The following is a 16,791-nucleotide window of genomic DNA, read 5'->3' on the forward strand; positions in this document are numbered from 1 at the left end:
AGCGCTGATCAGACGGTGGTCAGGGAGATGCCACCGGAGACGGTGGCGGGCAACGGCGGGGGAGCGTCACGGGCGAGCGAGGACGGCCGGCGCCTGACGGCGGTCCGGGCACGCGGGGGTCGACGCCGGATGTGGCCGGCCGACCAGGGGCGGGCTCGTCAGTGACGGCGAGTCGTACGACAGAGACAGCTGGTCGAACGCTTGAGATCGATGTGGCGCCGACGGGAGAGCCTGGAGAACGCCATGGCACCGGCACAGGAGGCCACCGCCGCATGAAGTTCGTGCATACCGGTCCCTCCCTTCTCCGGCCCCGCCACCGGGGCCACGCGCTTGCGGGATCCTCGGTGACCCCGCCGGGCTTTCACCTGGAGCACCCCACCGCGTGGGAGGGTTGCCGGTCAGCGAGCCAGGGCTTGACGCTGACACTCAATGCCGGACGCGATGCTACGGAGCGGTCTTGTCGTACGTCAATGCCGTGACCGGACGCCCGGTTCGAAACGCCACAGCGTCTCAGGTACCGGGACGCATGGTGGACGCACCTTGTTCCGTGTGCTTTGATCCGGCCATGGAGACCGCAGGTCAGGCACGCACCGTGCTCCTCGACCCGTTCTGGACGGGCCGCCGCGCCGACCAGTTCGACCAGACCTGTAGCTGAACTCCCCACCCCGGCCGCTCACGGCCCCCGCACGCCCGACGCCCGCGCCCGACGGGGCGCCCCCGTGCGTCCGCGAACCGCCTTCGCCCCCGCCCCGGTTGGCGGGAAATCCGTCAGAGAGAGCCGCAATGGCCTTCAACAGCACTGTCCCGTCAGGGGTGTTCGCCGCGCTGCGGGTCCGTGACTACCGGATCTACTGGAGCACGGGACTGGTGTCGAACACCGGCAGCGCCATGCAGGGGGTGGCGCTGGACTGGTTCGTCCTCACCCGCACCCACAGCGGGACCGCGCTCGGCTGGGTGGCGGGCCTCCAGTTCGCCCCGGTGCTGCTGTTCGGCCTGTGGGGCGGGGTGCTGGCCGACCGCCACGACCGCCGGACCCTGCTGCTGTGGACGCAGGCGCTGTACGCGGCGCAGGCGCTGCTGCTGACGGGGATGGTGCTGTCCGGCCACGCCCCGCTGTGGCTGCTGTACGTCCTGTCCTTCGCCCTGGGCTGCGTGTTCACGGTGGAGAACCCGGCGCGCCTGTCCTTCGTCACGGAACTGGTCGGACGGCCGCTGATCCCCAAGGCGGCGGGCCTGAACATCCTCTCCCTCAACGCCGCCCGGCTGGTCGGCCCGGCGATCGCCGGTGTGCTCATCGGGGCGATCGGCACCGGCTGGGTGTTCGCCCTCAACGCGGCGTCCTTCACCGTCGTACTCGCGGGACTGCTGTCGATCCGGCCGCGGCAGGGCACGGCGCCGGGTCCTGACCGGCCGCCGTGGACGGGGGCGGGAGCGGCGGGGCTGCGGTATGTGGCCGCCCGTCCCGAACTCGTCGGCGTGTTCACCGTGTTCGGGCTCACCGCGACCTTCGCGGTGAACTTCCCGACCACGCTGACCCTGTTCGCCGGGCGCGTCTTCGACGTCGGCTCGCGCGGCCTGGGCTTCATGAACACGGCGCTCGCCGTCGGTACCGTCGCCGGCACGATGGCCGCGACCCGCGGGATCTCGCCCCGGGTACGGACGGTCGTCGTCGGGGCGCTGCTGTTCGGCGGGTTCGAGGCACTGGCCGCGCTCATGCCGTCGTACCCCGCGTTCCTCGTCCTGCTGCTGCCCGTCGGATTCACGCTGATGACGCTGAACACCGCCGTCAGCGCGTTCGTCCAGTCGGAGGTCAGCGACGCCATGCGCGGCCGGGTGATGGCCGTGTACACGGTGATCTCGATGGGCGGCAGCCCGGTCGGGGCCCCGGCCGTCGGCTGGATCTCCCAGCACGTGGGGGTGCGCTGGGGTCTCGCCGGCGGCGCGGCCGTCGCGGTCCTCGTGGCCGCGGCGGTGGCCTGGTGGCTGGCGCACGCGACGCCCACGCCCGCCGCGGTGACGGCACCGGCCGTCGCCCGGCCGAACCCCGCTCCGTCCCGCACGGCCGCCCGGGAACCCACCCGTGAACCCTCCACCGGCGGAACACCCCATGACTGACCGTCACCCCGGCTCGCCCGGCGGGTTCCGCCGGGCGCCCGTCACCTCGGTTCGTGCGGCGGCTCAGGAACCGCCGCGTTCCCGGGGCAGCGTCTGACCGGCCTCGACCGCCACCGGCAGCCGGTTCTCGGCCGGCGGCAACGGGCAGGTGGCCAGGTCCGTGTAGGCGCAGGGCAGGTTCGCCGCGCGGTTGAAGTCCAGCCGGACCGTGCCGTCGGCGGCGGGTGGGTCGAGGGCCAGGACGCGGTTGGCCGCGTAGGTGGTGACCCCGGAGGTGGCGTCGGTGAAGAGCAGGATCAGCCGGCCCTCCCCATGCCCCGGGAAGGCGGTGAGGGACAGCGGACGCCCGTCGAGTTCGAACTCGACCCGGCCCGGAGCGTCGTACACGTGCTCCAGGCCCTCGACGGCGGCGCCCACCGTGGTCGGCCGCGGCTGCTCGAAGGGGACGTAACGGCCCGTCACGGCCCAGCGCGGGTCGGGGTCGTAGGCGGGGGTGCCGGTGAAGGCGGTGCGCAGCGGCGCGTCCGGATGCCGGGGGCGCACGATGTCGTTGCCGCCGCGCTTGGCGACCTCGATCACGGCGTCCTTCCAGACCGCGTCGACGCCCCCGCGCTCCGGGAGGACCCCGAAGTTGTGTTCGCCGTGCACCGGTGTGCCGTCGACGACCAGTTCCTCACCCTCGTCGAGGGCGACGACCACCCCGTCCGGACCGGTGCGCCAGGCACCCGGCGCGTCGGGGAAACGCTGCGGCCGTTCGTCGAGGAAGTGCAGGCTCGTGATGGCGAGGAACCCGTGCGGGTCGGCGAGGCGGGCCTCCTGGGCGCGTTGCCAGTCCAGCCAGTCCTCGGTGAAGGCTTCCAGGTCCGTCGTGGTGGCCTCGGTGGTCATGGTTCTCCCTGGGGTGTCGGGCGGGTGTCGGACAGGGGCCGGCGCGGCAGCGGTCAGCCGGCCTGCCGCTCGGGTGCGGACCGGTGGGTGAGGGGCTCGCGCAGGCCGAGGTGCTCGCGCAGCGTGGTCCCGGCGTACTCGGTCGGGTAGAGGCCGCGTTCCTGAAGCTCCGGGACGAGCAGGTCGACGATGTCGTCGAGGCCGTCGGGGATGAGGTACGGCGTGACGTTGAACCCGTCGATCGCGCCGTGCCGCACGAAGTGGGCGAACTTGTCGGCCAGGCCTGACGGGGTGCCGACGTGCCCGCGCTGCGGGCCGAGCGCGATCACGGTCTCGCGCAGCGACCAGCCGTGTGCCTCCGCCTTGGCCCGCCATTCGGCCACGACCGTGCGCGCGTCGGCGACCCGCCGGGCCCCGAACGAGCCGTCGTTCTCCGCGACCACCGGGTCCTCCTTCGGCAGCGGTCCGTCGGCGTCGCGGCCGGACAGGTCGATGCCCCAGAGCAGCCCGGCGATGCCCAGCGCGGTGGCGGGAGTGACCTGCTGGAGCCGGATCCAGCGCTTCTTCTCCTCGGCCTCCTCCTCGGTGGCGCCGATGATGATCTCGGTACCGGGCAGGATCCGCAGGTCGTCCTCGGGCCGTCCGGCCGCCCGCAGCCGGCGCCGGATGTCCTCGGCGAAGGCCAGCGCGTCGTCGAAGTCGCTGCCGTGCGCGGAGAAGATGACGTCGGCGTTGCGGGCGGCGAAGTCCCGTCCCTCACCGGAGTCACCGGCCTGGAAGATCACGGGGTGGCCCTGCGCGCTGCGCGGCAGGGTCGGGGCGAGGTCGACGTCGAACTGCGGACCGCGGTGGCGTACCCGGTGGACGGCACCGGGCGCCGACCATGCGGCGGCGTCCGCGGAGCCGGCGACGGCACCGTCCTCCCAGCCCTCCCACAGCGCCCGGGCTACGGTGAGGAACTCCTCGGCGCGCCGGTAGCGGTCGGCGTGGTCGAGATAGCCGCCGCGCCGGAAGTTCGCGCCGGTCCAGGCGTTGTCCGTGGTCACCACGTTCCAGCCGGCGCGGCCCTCGGAGAGCAGGTCGAGGCCGGACAGGCGGCGCGCCAGGTCGGCGGGCTCGTTGAAGGTGGAGTTGGAGGTGGAGACCAGGCCGATCCGGCGGGTGACCGCGGCCAGTGCCGCGAGCTGGGTGACGGCGTCAGGCCGGCCGGCCACGTCGAGGTCGTGGATGCGGCCGTCGACCTCGCGCAGCCGCAGCCCCTCACCGAGGAAGAACGCGTCGAACAGACCTCGCTCGGCGGTCTGGGCGACCCGCCGGAAGGAGGCGGGGTCGATCTGCGAACCGCTGTCGGGGGCGGACCAGATGGTCCAGTGGTTGACGCCCTGGAAGAACACGCCGAAGTGCAGCTGGGCGTGCGGCCGGGGGACGTCGAGCGGGTCGGTGCGGGTCATCGGGCTTCCTCCTGGACGGCCGCGGCCGCGAAACGGTTGGCGGGGCGCTCCAGACCCAGGGTCGAGCGCAGGGACGTGCCGGGCAGCGGCCGGGCGACGAGACGGCGCTCGGACAGCGCCGGCAGGACGAGCCGGGACAGGACCGGCAGATCCTCGTCCAGCACCAGCGGGCGCAGCCGCACGCCGTCGACGTACCGGCTCAACTCGCCGAGCAGAGAAACGAGTTGCTCGGCCGGCCCGATGTGCCGCAGCCTGCCCCGGTCGGTCCACGGAGCGTGCCGTTCCAGGTCGGCGACGCGTTCGGTGGCGGAGGCGTCCGGGGTGTCCAGCGCCACCTCCACCTCGGCGAAGACGCGGGGCGCGGCGGCGGCAGTGGCGGCCGCGCCGACCGACGCGAGGTCGCGGCCCTCGACGAGCGCCACGTCGAGCTGCCCGGCGGGCACCTCGGCGGGCCGGCCCAGGACGACGAGCTGGCCCTGCGGCGGGCGCGGCACGATCGCCGGGCCCTTGACCGCATAGGTGTCCCCGGTGAAGTCGATGTAGTGGAGCCGTTCGCGGTCGAGGTAACGGCTCGTGGCCACCGACCTGATGACCGCGTCGTCCTCCCAGGAGTCCCACAGGGCGCGGACCACCTCGACGCCGTCCCGTGACTCCCGGGCGCGCGCGTCGGCGTCGGCGACCAGGGGGCGGCCCCACGCCCGGGCCGCGTCGGGGTGCTCCTCCTGCGACACCACCCAGCCGGCGCGGCCCGCGGAGATGTGGTCCAGGGACGCCAACTGGCCGGAGACATGGAAGGGTTCGGCGTACGTGACCGCCACCACGGGCGCGATGCCGATCGTGCTCGTGGACGCGGCGACGAAGGCCGCCCGCTCCACGGCGCCGATCCGGCCCACGGGGTCCGCGGCGGTCCCCGGCGGGAGCACCCCGTCGTCCAGGGTGATCAGGGTGAACCCGGCGTTCTCGGCCGTCGTGGCGAGCCCGGCCACACGGCGCGGGGAGAGCAGCCGGTCGGGTGCGTGGGCGGCGCGGCGCCAGGCCGCGGGATGGGCGCCGTCGCCGTCGATCTCGACGGCGAGGTGCAGGGCGGGGCCGGACAATGGGTGTTCCTTCCGGGAGGACACGGGAGTTCACGACCGCTGGCCCACGGCGGAGCGCCGGGTACGGCCGTACTGGCAGGGAGAGGGAAGGACGAGACGGACCGCGGTGCCCGACGGGCGGGGGCACGGCGCGGGGACTCACGGGGCCGCGACGGCGGGACCCGTCGGAGCGGGCGCGGGGACCTGGCGCGGGCCGGCCGAGGTCAGCGGCGCGCGGAGGAACAGACGGCCGAGCAGGTGAGGCAGTAGTCGACATGCCGGCGGACGACCAGCCGCACGCCGGAGCACGCACTCCGCGGTGCCGCTCCGGGTCCGTGCATCAGGGGGCCTCCACCCGTCCAAAACCGATCGGTTCACCGTACGTCCCCCGCCCCGGCAGCTGTCAAGAACACGCGACACACTCCACACCGGCCGGGGCCTCCGCGACCGGCGGTCGTTCAGCGCAGCGGGGCCGTGGGCCACAGGGGCTCGGTGGCCCGGTGCTCGGCCGTGCGCAGGACGCGTAGTACGTTGCGGCCGGTCAGGGCCTCCAGTTCGGGGCGGGACCAGCCGCGGTCGGCGAGTTCCCGCAGCAGGGCCGGATAGCCCGAGACGTCGGCGAGACCGACGGGCTGGTGGTCCACCCCGTCGTAGTCGCCGCCGAGCCCGATGTGGTCCACGCCCGCCACCGCACGGGCGTGCTCCACATGGTCGGCGACCTGCGCGATGGTCACCTCGGGGCGGGGATGGGCGTCCAGCCAGCCCTTCAGCCGGTCATCGGGCCCCGCCGCGAAGGCCCGCGCGTACTCCTCGGCGACCCGCTCCGGGTCCTCGCCGGGGCGCGGCGCGCGCGGCCAGGCCCAGGGTGTCGCGGGCAGCCCGAGCCGCGCGCGTTCGTCCTGGAGCGCCCGGCTCCAGTCGGCGGCCGCCGCGGAGACGAAGTACGGCACGAAGGTCAGCTGGATCACGCCTCCGTTGTCCCGCAGCAGCTCCAGCACCCCGTCCGACACGTTGCGCGGGTGGTCGTTGAGCGCGCGGGCGGAGGAGTGGCTGAACAGGACCGGCGCGGTGGACACGGCGAGGGCGGCGCGCTGGGTGGACTCGGCGACATGGGAGAGGTCCACCAGCACGCCGGTCCGGTTGAGTTCCGCGACGATCGCCCGGCCGGTGGCGTTCAGACCGCCGACCACGGGCTCGTCGGTGGCCGAGTCGGCCCAGGAGGTGTTGTCGTTGTGGGTGAGGGTCACGTAGCGCACCCCCAGCCGGGCGTACGACCGCAGGACCCCCGGTGACTCGGCGAGGCTGTGCCCGCCCTCGATGCCGAGCAGCGAGGCGATCCGGCCCTCGGCGAACGCGGTCTCGACCTCGGCAGCGGTGTACGCGATCCGCAGCGCGTCGGGGTAGCGGGCGGCGAGCCGGTAGACGGCGTCGATCTGCTCCAGGGTCGCCACCACGGCCTCGGGCTCCGGCAGCCCGGACGAGACGTACACCGACCAGAACTGCGCGCCGACCCCGCCGGCACGCAGCCGCGGGAGATCCGTGTGCAGGTCGGGCCGGCCCTCCGCGAGGCCCTCGACACTGCCGCCGGACCGTGCGCGCAGCGCCACCGGCAGGTCGTTGTGGCCGTCGAAGACCGGGGTGCCGCGCAGTACTTCGTCGATCAGTGAGCCGTCCGTCATGCGCCGGCCACTCCTTCCTCGAGAACATCGGAGGCCTGCCGCCGGCGCCTCGCCTGCCGCACCGGGTCCGGCACGGGCAGGGCGGCGACGAGCCGGCGGGTGTAGTCGTCCCGAGGGCTGCCCAGCACCTGGCCGGTCAAGCCCTCCTCGACGATCCGGCCCCGGTGCAGCACGGCCACCCGGTCGGCGACCCGCTCCACCACGGCCAGGTCGTGGCTGACGAACAGCGCCGCGAAGCCGAACTCCCTTTGCAGCTCGGCGAACAGGTCCAGCACCTTGGCCTGCACGGAGACGTCCAGTGCCGACGTCGGTTCGTCGGCGACGAGGAGCGTCGGCCGCAGGGCGAGGGCGCGGGCCAGGGCGGCGCGCTGCCGCTGTCCGCCGCTGAGCTCGTGGGGATAGCGGTCCGCGAGGCCGCGCGGCAGCTGCACCGCTTCGAGCAGCGCCCCGGCCCGCGCCCGGATCTCCTTGGCGCCCAGCTCGCGCCGGTGCACGACGAGCGGTTCCGCGACGCTCTCGGCGATCGTCAGGAGGGGGTCGAAGCTGGTGGCGGGGTCCTGGAAGACATACCCGATCCGTCCCGCCGATCCGCGCCTGCGTGTCAACGGCGCGCCGAACAGCTCCAGTTCACCGCTCGTGACGGGGGTCAGTCCGGCGATCGCCCGCCCGATGGTGGTCTTGCCGCTGCCGCTCTCGCCGACCAGGCCCAGCACCTCGCCCGGCCGGATCTCGAAACTCACCCCGTCCACCGCGCGGAAGCCCTTGCGGCCGAGCCGCCCCGGATGCTCGACGACCAGCCCGCTGGCCCGCACGACGGGTGCGCCGTCCGCCGCCGCGGCCGGCTGCTCCCGGGCGCCCGTCCCGAAGTCGGGTACGGCGGCGAGGAGTTCGCGGGTGTACGGATGGGCGGGCGCCGCGAACAGGTTCCGCGCCGGCGCCTGTTCCACCACACGGCCCGCACGCATCACGGCCACCCGGTCGGCCAGGTCGGCGACCACCCCCATGTTGTGGGTGATGAGCAGGACGGCGGTGCCGAAGTCGGTGCGGCAGCGGTGCAGCAGTTCCAGGATCTCCGCCTGCACGGTGACGTCCAGGGCGGTGGTCGGCTCGTCGGCGACGATCAGCCGGGTGCCCAGGGCGAGCGCCATGGCGATGACGGCGCGCTGCTTCTGCCCGCCGGACAGCTGGTGCGGATAGTGCCCGGCCCGGACGGCCGGATCGGGGATGCCGACCCTGTCGAGCCATTCCACGGCGAGGGCCCGCCGTCCGGCCCGGCCGCCGCCGCGTCCGTGGGCACGCAGTCCCTCGGTGAGCTGTCCGCCGATGGTGAGGACCGGGTTCAGCGCGGTGGCGGGTTCCTGGAAGACCATCGCGGCGTGCGTGCCGCGCAGGGCGCGCAGTCGGGCGGCGGACGCGGTCAGCACGTCCTCCGTGGGCTCGCGGGTGCCGTCGCCGAGCAGTACCCGGCCCCGGGCGGTCGCGGTGCCGGGCAGCAGCCCGAGGACCGACCGGGCGGTGACGGTCTTGCCGCTGCCGCTCTCGCCGACGAGGGCCAGCACCTCACCCGGGGCGACGGACAGGCTGACCCCGCGGACCGCCGGCGCTCGCCCGGCGTCGGTGGCGAAGTCCACGTGCAGGTCCTCGACGCGCAGCAGGTCACTCATCGTCCCCGGCTCCGTCCGTGGGGGCGGCGGGGGTGCCTGAGCGGCGCCGCAGCCGTGGGTCGGCCAGGTCGGTGAGGCCCTCGCCGAGCAGGGTCGTGCCCAGCACCGTGAGCACGATGCCCAGGCCGGGCGGGAGCGCAGTCCACCAGATGCCCGAGGTGACGTCGGCGACGGCGCGGTTGAGGTCGTAGCCCCACTCCGCACCGGAGTTGGGTTCGATGCCGAAGCCCAGGAAGCCCAGCCCGGCCAGGGTGAGGATGGCCTCCGAGGCGTTGATCGTGAAGATCAGCGGCAGGGTGCGCACCGAGTTGCGCAGCACGTGCCGGGTCATGATGCGCCACGGCCCGGTGCCGATCACCCGGGCCGCGTCGACGAACGGCTCGGCCTTGACCCGGATCACCTCGGCCCGTACGACCCGGAAGTACTGCGGCACGAAGGACACCGCGACCGAACAGGCCCCCGCGCCGAGGCCGCCGGCCAGGCTCGACCTGCCCCCGCTGATGACGATCGACATCACGATGGCCAGCAGCAGCGGAGGGAAGGCGTACAGCGCGTCGGCCAGCCCCACCAGCAGCCGGTCCAGCCGGCCACCGAGGTAGCCGGAGACCAGGCCGAGGACGGTACCGGGCAGCACGGACAGCAGCAGCGCGGCGACGATGATCAGCAGGGCCGTCCGGGTGCCCCAGATCGTCCGGGACAGCACGTCGTAGCCCGCGATGGTGGTGCCCAGCGGATGGGCCCCGCCCGGGTGCTGCTGGGAGCCGAACAGGTGGGCCCCTTCCCGGAGTTGGGCGTAGCCGTACGGGGCGGCCAGCGGTCCGAGCACGGCGGTGAGGACGAACAGGCCGGTCAGGACGGCACCGGTGAGCAGCATCGCCCGCTGCACCCCCGCGCCCGTGCGCAGCCGTGACGGCAGCCGTCGTACGAGAAGCAGCGTCATGGCTCAGTACCTCACTCGCGGGTCGATCAGGGCGGCGACCACGTCCACGAGGAAGTTCGTCACCGCCACCACGACGGCGAACAGTGCCACGATGCCCTGCACCGCCGGGAAGTCACGGGCCGTCAGGTAGTGGGCCAGTTCGTAGCCGAGGCCCTTCCACTCGAAGGTGGTCTCGGTCAGCACCGCCCCGCCGAGCAGCCCGGCGACCTGGAGGCCCAGCACGGTGACGACGGGGATCAGCGCGGGCCGGGTGGCGTGGTGGGTGACCAGGCGCAGCGGGGCCACGCCACGGGAGCGGGCGGCGTCCACGTAGTCGGCGCCGAGCGTGCCGATCAGGTTCGTGCGCACCAGCCGCAGCAGGACACCGGCCACCAGCAGGCCGAGGGTCACCGCCGGCAGTACGGCGTGCCGCAGCACGTCCGCGATCGCCGTGCCGTCGCCGCTGCGCAGCGCGTCGATCAGGTAGATGCCGGTCGTGCTCGTCTGGTCCTGGAGGAAGAGCTGGACACCCGTGCCCGCCCGGCCCGACGAGGGCAGCCAGCCGAGCCGGATCGCGAAGACCAGTTTCAGCAGCAGCCCCACGAAGAACACGGGGGTGGCGTACGTGAGGATCGCGAACAGGCGCAGTGCCGCGTCCGGGGCCCGGTCCCGGTAGGAGGCCGCGACCATGCCCAGCGGGACACCGACCACCAGCGCCACCAGCAGTGCGTAGCAGGCCAGTTCGACGGTCGCGGCGCCGTAGGTGGTGAGCACGTGGCTCACCGGCTGGTTGTCGGTGACGGTGTGACCGAAGTCGCCGGTCGCCAGTGAGCGCAGGTAGTCCAGGTACTGGGTGAGCAACGGCCGGTCGTAGCCCGCCTGATGGATCTTGGCCTGGAGCTGGTCCGGGGTGAGACGGTCGCCGAAGGCGGCGCTGACCGGGTCGCCGGTCAGCCGCATCAGGAAGAAGACCAGACTGACCAGGATCAGTACGGTGGGGATGATGAGGAGGAAGCGGACCACCAGGTAGCGGGCGAGCCCGTACCCGGCGGCGCCGTCGGCCGGGGTGGTGACGGCGCCCGGGGTCTCCTGCGTCAGAGTGCTCACTTCTTCGCGAGCCCCGCCCAGCGGAACTGGTACGTCGCGTCCAGTTCGGCCGGCACCCCGCTGACGTCGCTGCGCGTGACGATGGCGGTGGAGCCCTGGAGCAGCGGCAGCAGCGGCACCTGTGCGGCTGCCCGGTCCTGCGCCTGCTTCAGCAGTCCGGTCCGCTTCGTGGCGTCCGTCTCGGTCTCCTCCCGCTGGATCAGCTTGCGCACGGCGGGGTCGTCGTAGGAGTTGGCGACCCAGCTGTTGGCCGAGTAGAAGGGCGAGAGGTAGTTGTCGGCGTCGAGGTAGTCCGCGTACCAGCCGAGCTGGTAGAGCGGGTAGAGGTGCTTGACCCGGTCCTTGCCGTACTGGGTCCACTCGGTGGACTGGAGGTTCACCCGGAACAGCCCGGTTGCCTCCAACTGGCTCTTGATCAGGGCGTATTCGTCGGCGGACGACGACCCGTAGTGGTCGCTGTTGTACTGGAGGTCGAGGGTGACCGGGGTGCTCACCTTCGCGGCCTTCAGCCGGGCCGCCGCCGCGGCCTTGTCGGGGCCGCCCTTCTTGTCGCCGTAGCGGGACCTGAAGGAGGGGCTGGCGCCGGTCAGGCCGTCCGGGACGGAGCTGTAGAGCGGCTGGTACGTGTTCTTGTAGACCTGCTGGGCGAGTTGGGCCCGGTCGACGGAGTCCGCGACGGCCTGCCGGACCGCGAGCGCCTTCTTGCTGTCGGCGTTCTTCGTCTTCGTGCCGTAGGGCTGGGTGGCGAAGTCGAAGACGATGTAGCGGATGCCGTTGCCGGATCCGGTGTGCACCTCGACGCCCTTCTGCTTGGCGAGGTCGTCGAGGTCGGCGGTGGTGAGCGTGCGGTAGACGGCGTCGATGGTGCCCTGCTGGACGTCGAGCTTCAGATTGCTGGCGTCGGTGTAGTACTTGAGCCGCACGTTCTTCGTCTTCGGGGTGCCGAGCCGGCCCTGGTAGCGCGGGTTCGCGGTGAAGGACACCAGCGAGTTCTTGTCGTAACTCGTGATGCCGTACGGGCCGTTCCAGGGCTTGGCCGCGACGATCGCCTTGTCGTCGAGGAGTTTCCCGGCGGGGAAGACCTGCTCGTCCACGACGAGTCCGGCGGCCGTGGACAGCACCTGCGGGAACAGGGTGTCGTCTGCGGACTTGAGGGTGAAGACGACGGTCGTCGGGTCCGGCGCGGCGACCGAGGCGAGGTTGTACAGCAGTGAGGACGGCCCGTTCTCGTCGGCGATCCGCAGGTCCCGGTCGAAGCTGAACTTGACGTCCGAGGAGGTCAGTTCGTGGCCGTTGGCGAACCTCAGGCCCTTCTGGAGGGTGACCGTGTACTCCTTGGGCCCGGTCAGCCTGATCCCGGTGGCGAGGTCGGGGGAGACCTTCGCGGAGCCGTTCGGCTGGCTGAGCAGGGTCGCGTAGACCTCGTTCTCGATGGTGCCGGAGCCCGCGTCCCACGACCCCGCCGGGTCGAGACCGGTCACCTGGTCGGTCGTGCCGACGGTGAGCGCGGCGGCGGAACTCGTGGCGCTGCCGTCCTTGCTGCTGGTGCAGCCGGTCAGGGCCAGCAGGAACGCCGTGCCGAGGGAGAGCGCGCCGAGACCGGACCGCAGGGGTCTGTTCGGCGTCGCGGGGTGGTGAAGTGCCATGGGTGTCTCTGCTTCCGCGTCGGGGTGCGCGCGGCCGTCGCGGCGCATGGGCATGCGGCCGCGGTCGGGTTCGCGCGAGGGGAGGAGGGGATCGTGCGCACGGGCGGCCGGTCGCGGACCGGACGCGGGGCGGGGTCAGCCCTGACAGAGACAGCTGGACACGAGCAGCAGGTCGACATGGCGCCGGGAGCACAGCATCACGGCGTTCGCCATGCCATCCTCCAGGTCCCGGACCGACCGCGCGGTCGATGTGAGCGCACTTGCAGAAAGAGAGAATCCGCCGAGCCGTCACCTGGGGCACCCCGCTGCGTCGAGGGTTGCCGTCCGGCCAGCCAGGGCTTGATCACCGGAACTCGTGGCTCGCGCACACCGTAGATCGGCCCATTTCCCGCCGTCAAGACGGTACTTGCCCTCGCGACCGGGCAGTACGCGTCGTGGGTGCGTCCTTCCCCGGTGTGCGGGGGCCGGGCGTGGAGGGCTCCGGCCCCCCCCGCGGTGCCGCTCGACCCGTTCCGGGCGGCCCGCCGCGCCGACCGGTTCGGCCAGGTCTGCCGCCGTTCGCCGTGCCACGACCGTGATCTCGTGCACCGGCGCCGACGTGCGGGCCGCTTCGGCCGAAAACCGGTGCCGTGGGGTTCGAAACCCCCGCTCGCAACCGCCAGTTCCGGCCGTTGTCATGTTGCGCTCATGACAATCGCGATCGCCGGATGTCAATCTGCTCTGCGGGCGTTCACCGTGAACGCACAGCTGCCTCACGCGACACCCACATCTTCCGCCCCCACTTCCCCGGTGCCTCGCGGTACTTCCCGGCACCTCGTCAGGGCGCGGCCGAGCAGACGTCACTCCGTCGCACCGCGCCCCACCCGGCTCCACCCCGTTTCCCTCGCTTCCCCCGTTTTCCCGTTTCCCCCGTTCCCCCTTTCCCTTCACCCGCACGGCGCCGGACGGCTCGACCCAGCCGCTCCGCTCTCCCGGGCTCCACCGAGTCCGACCACCCCACAGAAGGAGAACGCCATGTCCCGGCAGGACCGTCACCACCGTCGTGTCAGACACAGCGTCACCCTGGCGCTGACCGCGGCAACCACCTTGCTCGCGGCCGGACTCCAGCACGGCACCGCCCTGGCCGCGGCCGGCGAACCCGCCCCCGCCAGGATCCACGCCACCCCGAGGGCCGGCGCGGCCCCCGCCCCGCTCTCACCCGCCCGGCGCACGGCCCTGCTGAAGAGCGCCACGGCCCAGGCCCCCGCCACGGCGAAGACGCTGGGCCTGGGAGCCGACGAGAAGCTCGTAGTCAAGGACGTCAGCCGGGACGCCGACGGCACGACGCACACCCGCTACGAGCGCACGTACGCCGGTCTGCCCGTCCTCGGCGGTGACCTGGTCGTCCACGACAGCGCCGGCCGTCTGACCGTGTCCCGGGCCGCCAAGGCGGACCTCGCGGTTCCGTCCGTCAAGGCCCGGATCTCCGCGGCCACGGCGAAGGCCCGCGCCCTCACCGCCGCGGCGAAGGCGGGCGCCGTGCACGGCACGCTCGACGGCAGCCCCCGTCTCGTCGTCTGGGCCGCCTCCGGCAAACCCGCCCTGGCCTGGGAGTCCGTGGTCGGAGGACTCCAGGACGACGGAACCCCGAACGAACTCCACGTGATCACCGACGCGGTCTCCGGCAAGCAGCTCTTCCGCTACCAGGGGATCGAGACCGGCACCGGCACCGGACAGTTCAACGGGACCGTGCCCCTCGGCACCACGCTCTCCGGCTCCACCTACCAGCTCGTCGACGGCGACCGCGCCGGACACCGCACCTACGACCTGAACCAGGGCACCTCCGGCACCGGCACCCTCTTCACCGACGACAACGATGTCTGGGGCGACGGCACCCCGGCCAACCGGCAGACCGCGGGTGTCGACGTCGCCTTCGGCGCGGCGGCCACCTGGGACTTCTACAAGAACGTCTTCGGGCGCAACGGCATCCGCAACGACGGCGTCGCCGCCTACAGCCGGGCCCACTACGGCAACAACTACGTCAACGCCTTCTGGTCGGACACCTGCTTCTGCATGACCTACGGGGACGGGTCGGGCAACACCCACCCCCTGACCGCGCTCGACGTCGCCGCGCACGAGATGAGCCACGGCGTCACCGCGGCCACCGCCGGACTCACCTACTCCGGCGAATCGGGCGGTCTGAACGAGGCGACCTCCGACATCTTCGCCGCGGCCGTCGAGTTCTACGAAAACCTGCCGGCCGACGTCCCGGACTACCTGGTCGGCGAGAAGATCGACATCAACGGCGACGGCACTCCGCTGCGTTACATGGACAAGCCCTCCAAGGACGGCGCGTCCAAGGACTCCTGGAGCTCGTCGCTCGGCGGCCTCGACGTCCACTACTCGTCGGGCCCCGCCAACCACTTCTTCTACCTCCTCTCCGAGGGCAGCGGAGCCAAGACCGTCAACGGGGTGTCGTACGACAGCCCCACCTACGACGGTCAGCCGGTGACCGGCATCGGCATCGAGAACGCCCAGCGCGTCTGGTACCGGGCGCTCACCACCTACATGACGTCGAGCACGGACTACGCCGGCGCCCGTACCGCCACCCTCCAGGCCGCGGCCGACCTCTTCGGCGCCTACAGCCCCTCCTACCTCGCCGTGGCCGATGCCTGGGCGGCGATCAACGTGGGCAGCCGGATCGCGCTCGGCGTGAACGTGGCACCGATCGCGGACCAGATCAGCGGCGTCGGGCAGGCGGTGTCCCTCCAGGCGAACGCCTACACCACCAACTCCGGCGCCGGCCTCACGTACACCGCGACCGGACTGCCGGACGGACTGACCATCAGCGACACCGGACTGATATCCGGCACCCCCACCACCCTCGGGACCAGCGACGTCACCGTCACGGTCACCGACGACACGGGCGCCTCCGCGACCCAGCGGTTCTCCTGGCAGATCGCCTACGTCTACGCCAACGCCACCCGGGTCGACATCCCCGACAACGGCGCCGCCGTGGAGTCCCCGGTCACCGTGACCGGCCGGACCGGGAACGCCTCCGCCACCACCCAGGTCTACGTCAAGATCATCCACACCTACCGCGGTGACCTGACCGTCGACCTCGTCGGCCCCGACGGCACCGCCTACTCCCTCCTCAACCGCAGCGGCGGCTCGGCGGACAACGTCGACCAGACGTTCACCGTCGACGCCTCCGCGCAGACCCTGAACGGCACCTGGAAGCTCCGGGTCCAGGACCGTGCCGCGATCGACGTCGGCTACATCGAGCAGTGGCGGCTCGTGCCCTGACCTCGCCAGGACCCGTCACCCCGACGGGCTGTTCCGAGACGCGCTCCGTGTCCCGGAACAGCCCGTCCCGCGCGGTCGGGGACGATCCTGGCCTGGACCAGGACCCGCACGTCCACGAGGTGCTGCCGTACTGGTCCACGTCGTGCTCTTGGACGGCCCCCGGCCCTGAAGCCGCCCCGCCGGTGCTCGATACTGTCCTCGGAGCACCTGCCGAAGCTCAGGGCGTACCTCTTCAGGGGGAACGGCCGACGGCCCGTCGGAGGCGGACTCCACGCGACCAGGTCCCGGCAATCACCCGCAGGAGTGGGCGGCCGGCGCACCGCTCCCGGAACCGATCACCGTGGAAACGTGCTGTCCTTCGCCGAGACGGGTAGCACATAGTAGAGGGCCTTTGTCGATCAATCAGAACGGACGCACGTGACGACTGCGTACAGCGAATCACCCACGGAGCGCGTCCCCGGGCGGGTCTGGACGGTCCGGCTGACCGGACACGCCGACCGGACGGCCACCGTCACCTGCAGCACCACGGCCTGCCGGATGCCGTCGCGCTCCAAGGACCTGGCGGCGCTGCGCGCGTTCGCCGCCGGGCACGCGGCCGCGCACGCCAGGGCGGCCACCGTCCGTGCCAACGCGCGCTGCCACTGCGGCGCGCAGCAGTGCGAGGCGCACCCGGACACCAGGACGCAGTGCGCGGGCGCCGTGGTGCTCGTCCTCCAGCACGATCCGGCCGTCGGCCGCGTCTGGACCCTCGAGGAGATCTGCGAGGCGTGCGCCCGGGTGCTTCCCCACATCAGTGTCCTGGCCCGCGCCCAGCGGCCGAGCCGTACCTCCGAGCGGCCCGCGGCCGAGGCGCCGGTGCCCGCGCGGCCGGGCATCCCGGGTGGTTTCTCGTCCCTCGCCGCCGGGCCTGCCGACGCCGCGCCCGCGCCCGCCCGGCGCCCCCGCCGCGCCCCCCGCCCGT

12 protein-coding genes and 2 riboswitches are annotated in these 16,791 nt (G+C 72.7%); of the genes, 3 read left to right on the forward strand and 9 right to left on the reverse strand.

The window, feature by feature from the left end:
* Positions 1 to 158: 158 nt before the first annotated feature.
* Positions 159 to 287, reverse strand: coding sequence for a putative leader peptide (locus MB828_RS46635; protein WP_343236152.1), 129 nt, complete (start codon positions 285 to 287; stop codon positions 159 to 161).
* A gap of 34 nt (positions 288 to 321) precedes the next feature.
* A riboswitch (SAM riboswitch) is annotated at positions 322 to 434 on the reverse strand.
* A 349-nt stretch (positions 435 to 783) separates the two neighbouring features.
* Between MB828_RS46635 and MB828_RS06075 the strand changes: the two genes are divergently transcribed.
* Positions 784 to 2,115, forward strand: coding sequence for an MFS transporter (locus MB828_RS06075; protein ID WP_301647250.1), 1,332 nt, complete (start codon positions 784 to 786; stop codon positions 2,113 to 2,115).
* Positions 2,116 to 2,178: 63 nt separating this feature from the next.
* Here the strand turns inward: MB828_RS06075 and MB828_RS06080 are convergent, their stop codons facing one another.
* The 8 genes from MB828_RS06080 to MB828_RS06115 form a co-directional block, all read right to left on the reverse strand.
* On the reverse strand, positions 2,179 to 3,003 hold the full coding sequence (locus MB828_RS06080) for a DUF1684 domain-containing protein (protein ID WP_301647251.1): 825 nt from the start codon (positions 3,001 to 3,003) through the stop codon (positions 2,179 to 2,181).
* Between the two features lie 53 nt (positions 3,004 to 3,056).
* Entirely contained in the window at positions 3,057 to 4,454 is a 1,398-nt protein-coding gene (locus MB828_RS06085) for an NtaA/DmoA family FMN-dependent monooxygenase (protein ID WP_301647252.1), read from the reverse strand.
* A complete protein-coding gene (locus MB828_RS06090) occupies positions 4,451 to 5,551 on the reverse strand; it encodes an LLM class flavin-dependent oxidoreductase (protein WP_301647253.1) in 1,101 nt (366 codons plus the stop codon). Before MB828_RS06090 ends, MB828_RS06085 begins: the two co-directional genes overlap by 4 nt.
* A gap of 437 nt (positions 5,552 to 5,988) precedes the next feature.
* Positions 5,989 to 7,209, reverse strand: coding sequence for a dipeptidase (locus MB828_RS06095; RefSeq protein WP_301647254.1), 1,221 nt, complete (start codon positions 7,207 to 7,209; stop codon positions 5,989 to 5,991).
* A complete protein-coding gene (locus MB828_RS06100) occupies positions 7,206 to 8,873 on the reverse strand; it encodes a dipeptide ABC transporter ATP-binding protein (RefSeq protein ID WP_301647255.1) in 1,668 nt (555 codons plus the stop codon). The genes MB828_RS06095 and MB828_RS06100 overlap by 4 nt, the downstream gene beginning before the upstream one ends.
* The gene (locus MB828_RS06105) at positions 8,866 to 9,813 is read right to left on the reverse strand and encodes an ABC transporter permease (protein ID WP_301647256.1); all 948 of its coding nucleotides are present in this window, start codon (positions 9,811 to 9,813) and stop codon (positions 8,866 to 8,868) included. Before MB828_RS06105 ends, MB828_RS06100 begins: the two co-directional genes overlap by 8 nt.
* A gap of 3 nt (positions 9,814 to 9,816) precedes the next feature.
* Complete coding sequence (locus MB828_RS06110; RefSeq protein WP_133023091.1) at positions 9,817 to 10,899, reverse strand: ABC transporter permease; 1,083 nt, start codon at positions 10,897 to 10,899, stop codon at positions 9,817 to 9,819.
* Positions 10,896 to 12,545, reverse strand: coding sequence for an ABC transporter substrate-binding protein (locus tag MB828_RS06115; RefSeq protein ID WP_301647257.1), 1,650 nt, complete (start codon positions 12,543 to 12,545; stop codon positions 10,896 to 10,898). The genes MB828_RS06110 and MB828_RS06115 overlap by 4 nt, the downstream gene beginning before the upstream one ends.
* Before the next feature lie 251 nt (positions 12,546 to 12,796).
* Positions 12,797 to 12,906, reverse strand: a riboswitch (SAM riboswitch).
* Between the two features lie 653 nt (positions 12,907 to 13,559).
* Between MB828_RS06115 and MB828_RS06120 the strand changes: the two genes are divergently transcribed.
* Together MB828_RS06120 and MB828_RS06125 are read left to right on the forward strand one after the other, a co-directional pair.
* Positions 13,560 to 15,830 (forward strand): M4 family metallopeptidase, encoded by a 2,271-nt coding sequence (locus MB828_RS06120; protein WP_301647258.1) that lies wholly within the window; start codon positions 13,560 to 13,562, stop codon positions 15,828 to 15,830.
* Positions 15,831 to 16,247: 417 nt separating this feature from the next.
* The coding region (locus MB828_RS06125; protein ID WP_301647259.1) for a hypothetical protein at positions 16,248 to 16,791 on the forward strand (544 nt) is incomplete at its 3' end.

The organism is Streptomyces arenae (assembly GCF_022343545.1).
Taxonomy (GTDB): Bacteria; Actinomycetota; Actinomycetes; order Streptomycetales; family Streptomycetaceae; genus Streptomyces; species Streptomyces humi.

Excerpts from the sequence above, each read along its gene's own strand:
- MB828_RS06115 (WP_301647257.1), bottom strand. The coding sequence starts at position 12,545 with ATGGCACTTCACCACCCCGCGACGCCGAACAGACCCCTGCGGTCCGGT.
- MB828_RS06100 (WP_301647255.1), bottom strand. The coding sequence starts at position 8,873 with ATGAGTGACCTGCTGCGCGTCGAGGACCTGCACGTGGACTTCGCCACC.
- MB828_RS06105 (WP_301647256.1), bottom strand. The coding sequence starts at position 9,813 with ATGACGCTGCTTCTCGTACGACGGCTGCCGTCACGGCTGCGCACGGGC.
- MB828_RS06095 (WP_301647254.1), bottom strand. The coding sequence starts at position 7,209 with ATGACGGACGGCTCACTGATCGACGAAGTACTGCGCGGCACCCCGGTC.
- MB828_RS06080 (WP_301647251.1), bottom strand. The coding sequence starts at position 3,003 with ATGACCACCGAGGCCACCACGACGGACCTGGAAGCCTTCACCGAGGAC.
- MB828_RS46635 (WP_343236152.1), bottom strand. The coding sequence starts at position 287 with ATGCACGAACTTCATGCGGCGGTGGCCTCCTGTGCCGGTGCCATGGCG.
- MB828_RS06075 (WP_301647250.1), top strand. The coding sequence starts at position 784 with ATGGCCTTCAACAGCACTGTCCCGTCAGGGGTGTTCGCCGCGCTGCGG.
- MB828_RS06120 (WP_301647258.1), top strand. The coding sequence starts at position 13,560 with ATGTCCCGGCAGGACCGTCACCACCGTCGTGTCAGACACAGCGTCACC.
- MB828_RS06085 (WP_301647252.1), bottom strand. The coding sequence starts at position 4,454 with ATGACCCGCACCGACCCGCTCGACGTCCCCCGGCCGCACGCCCAGCTG.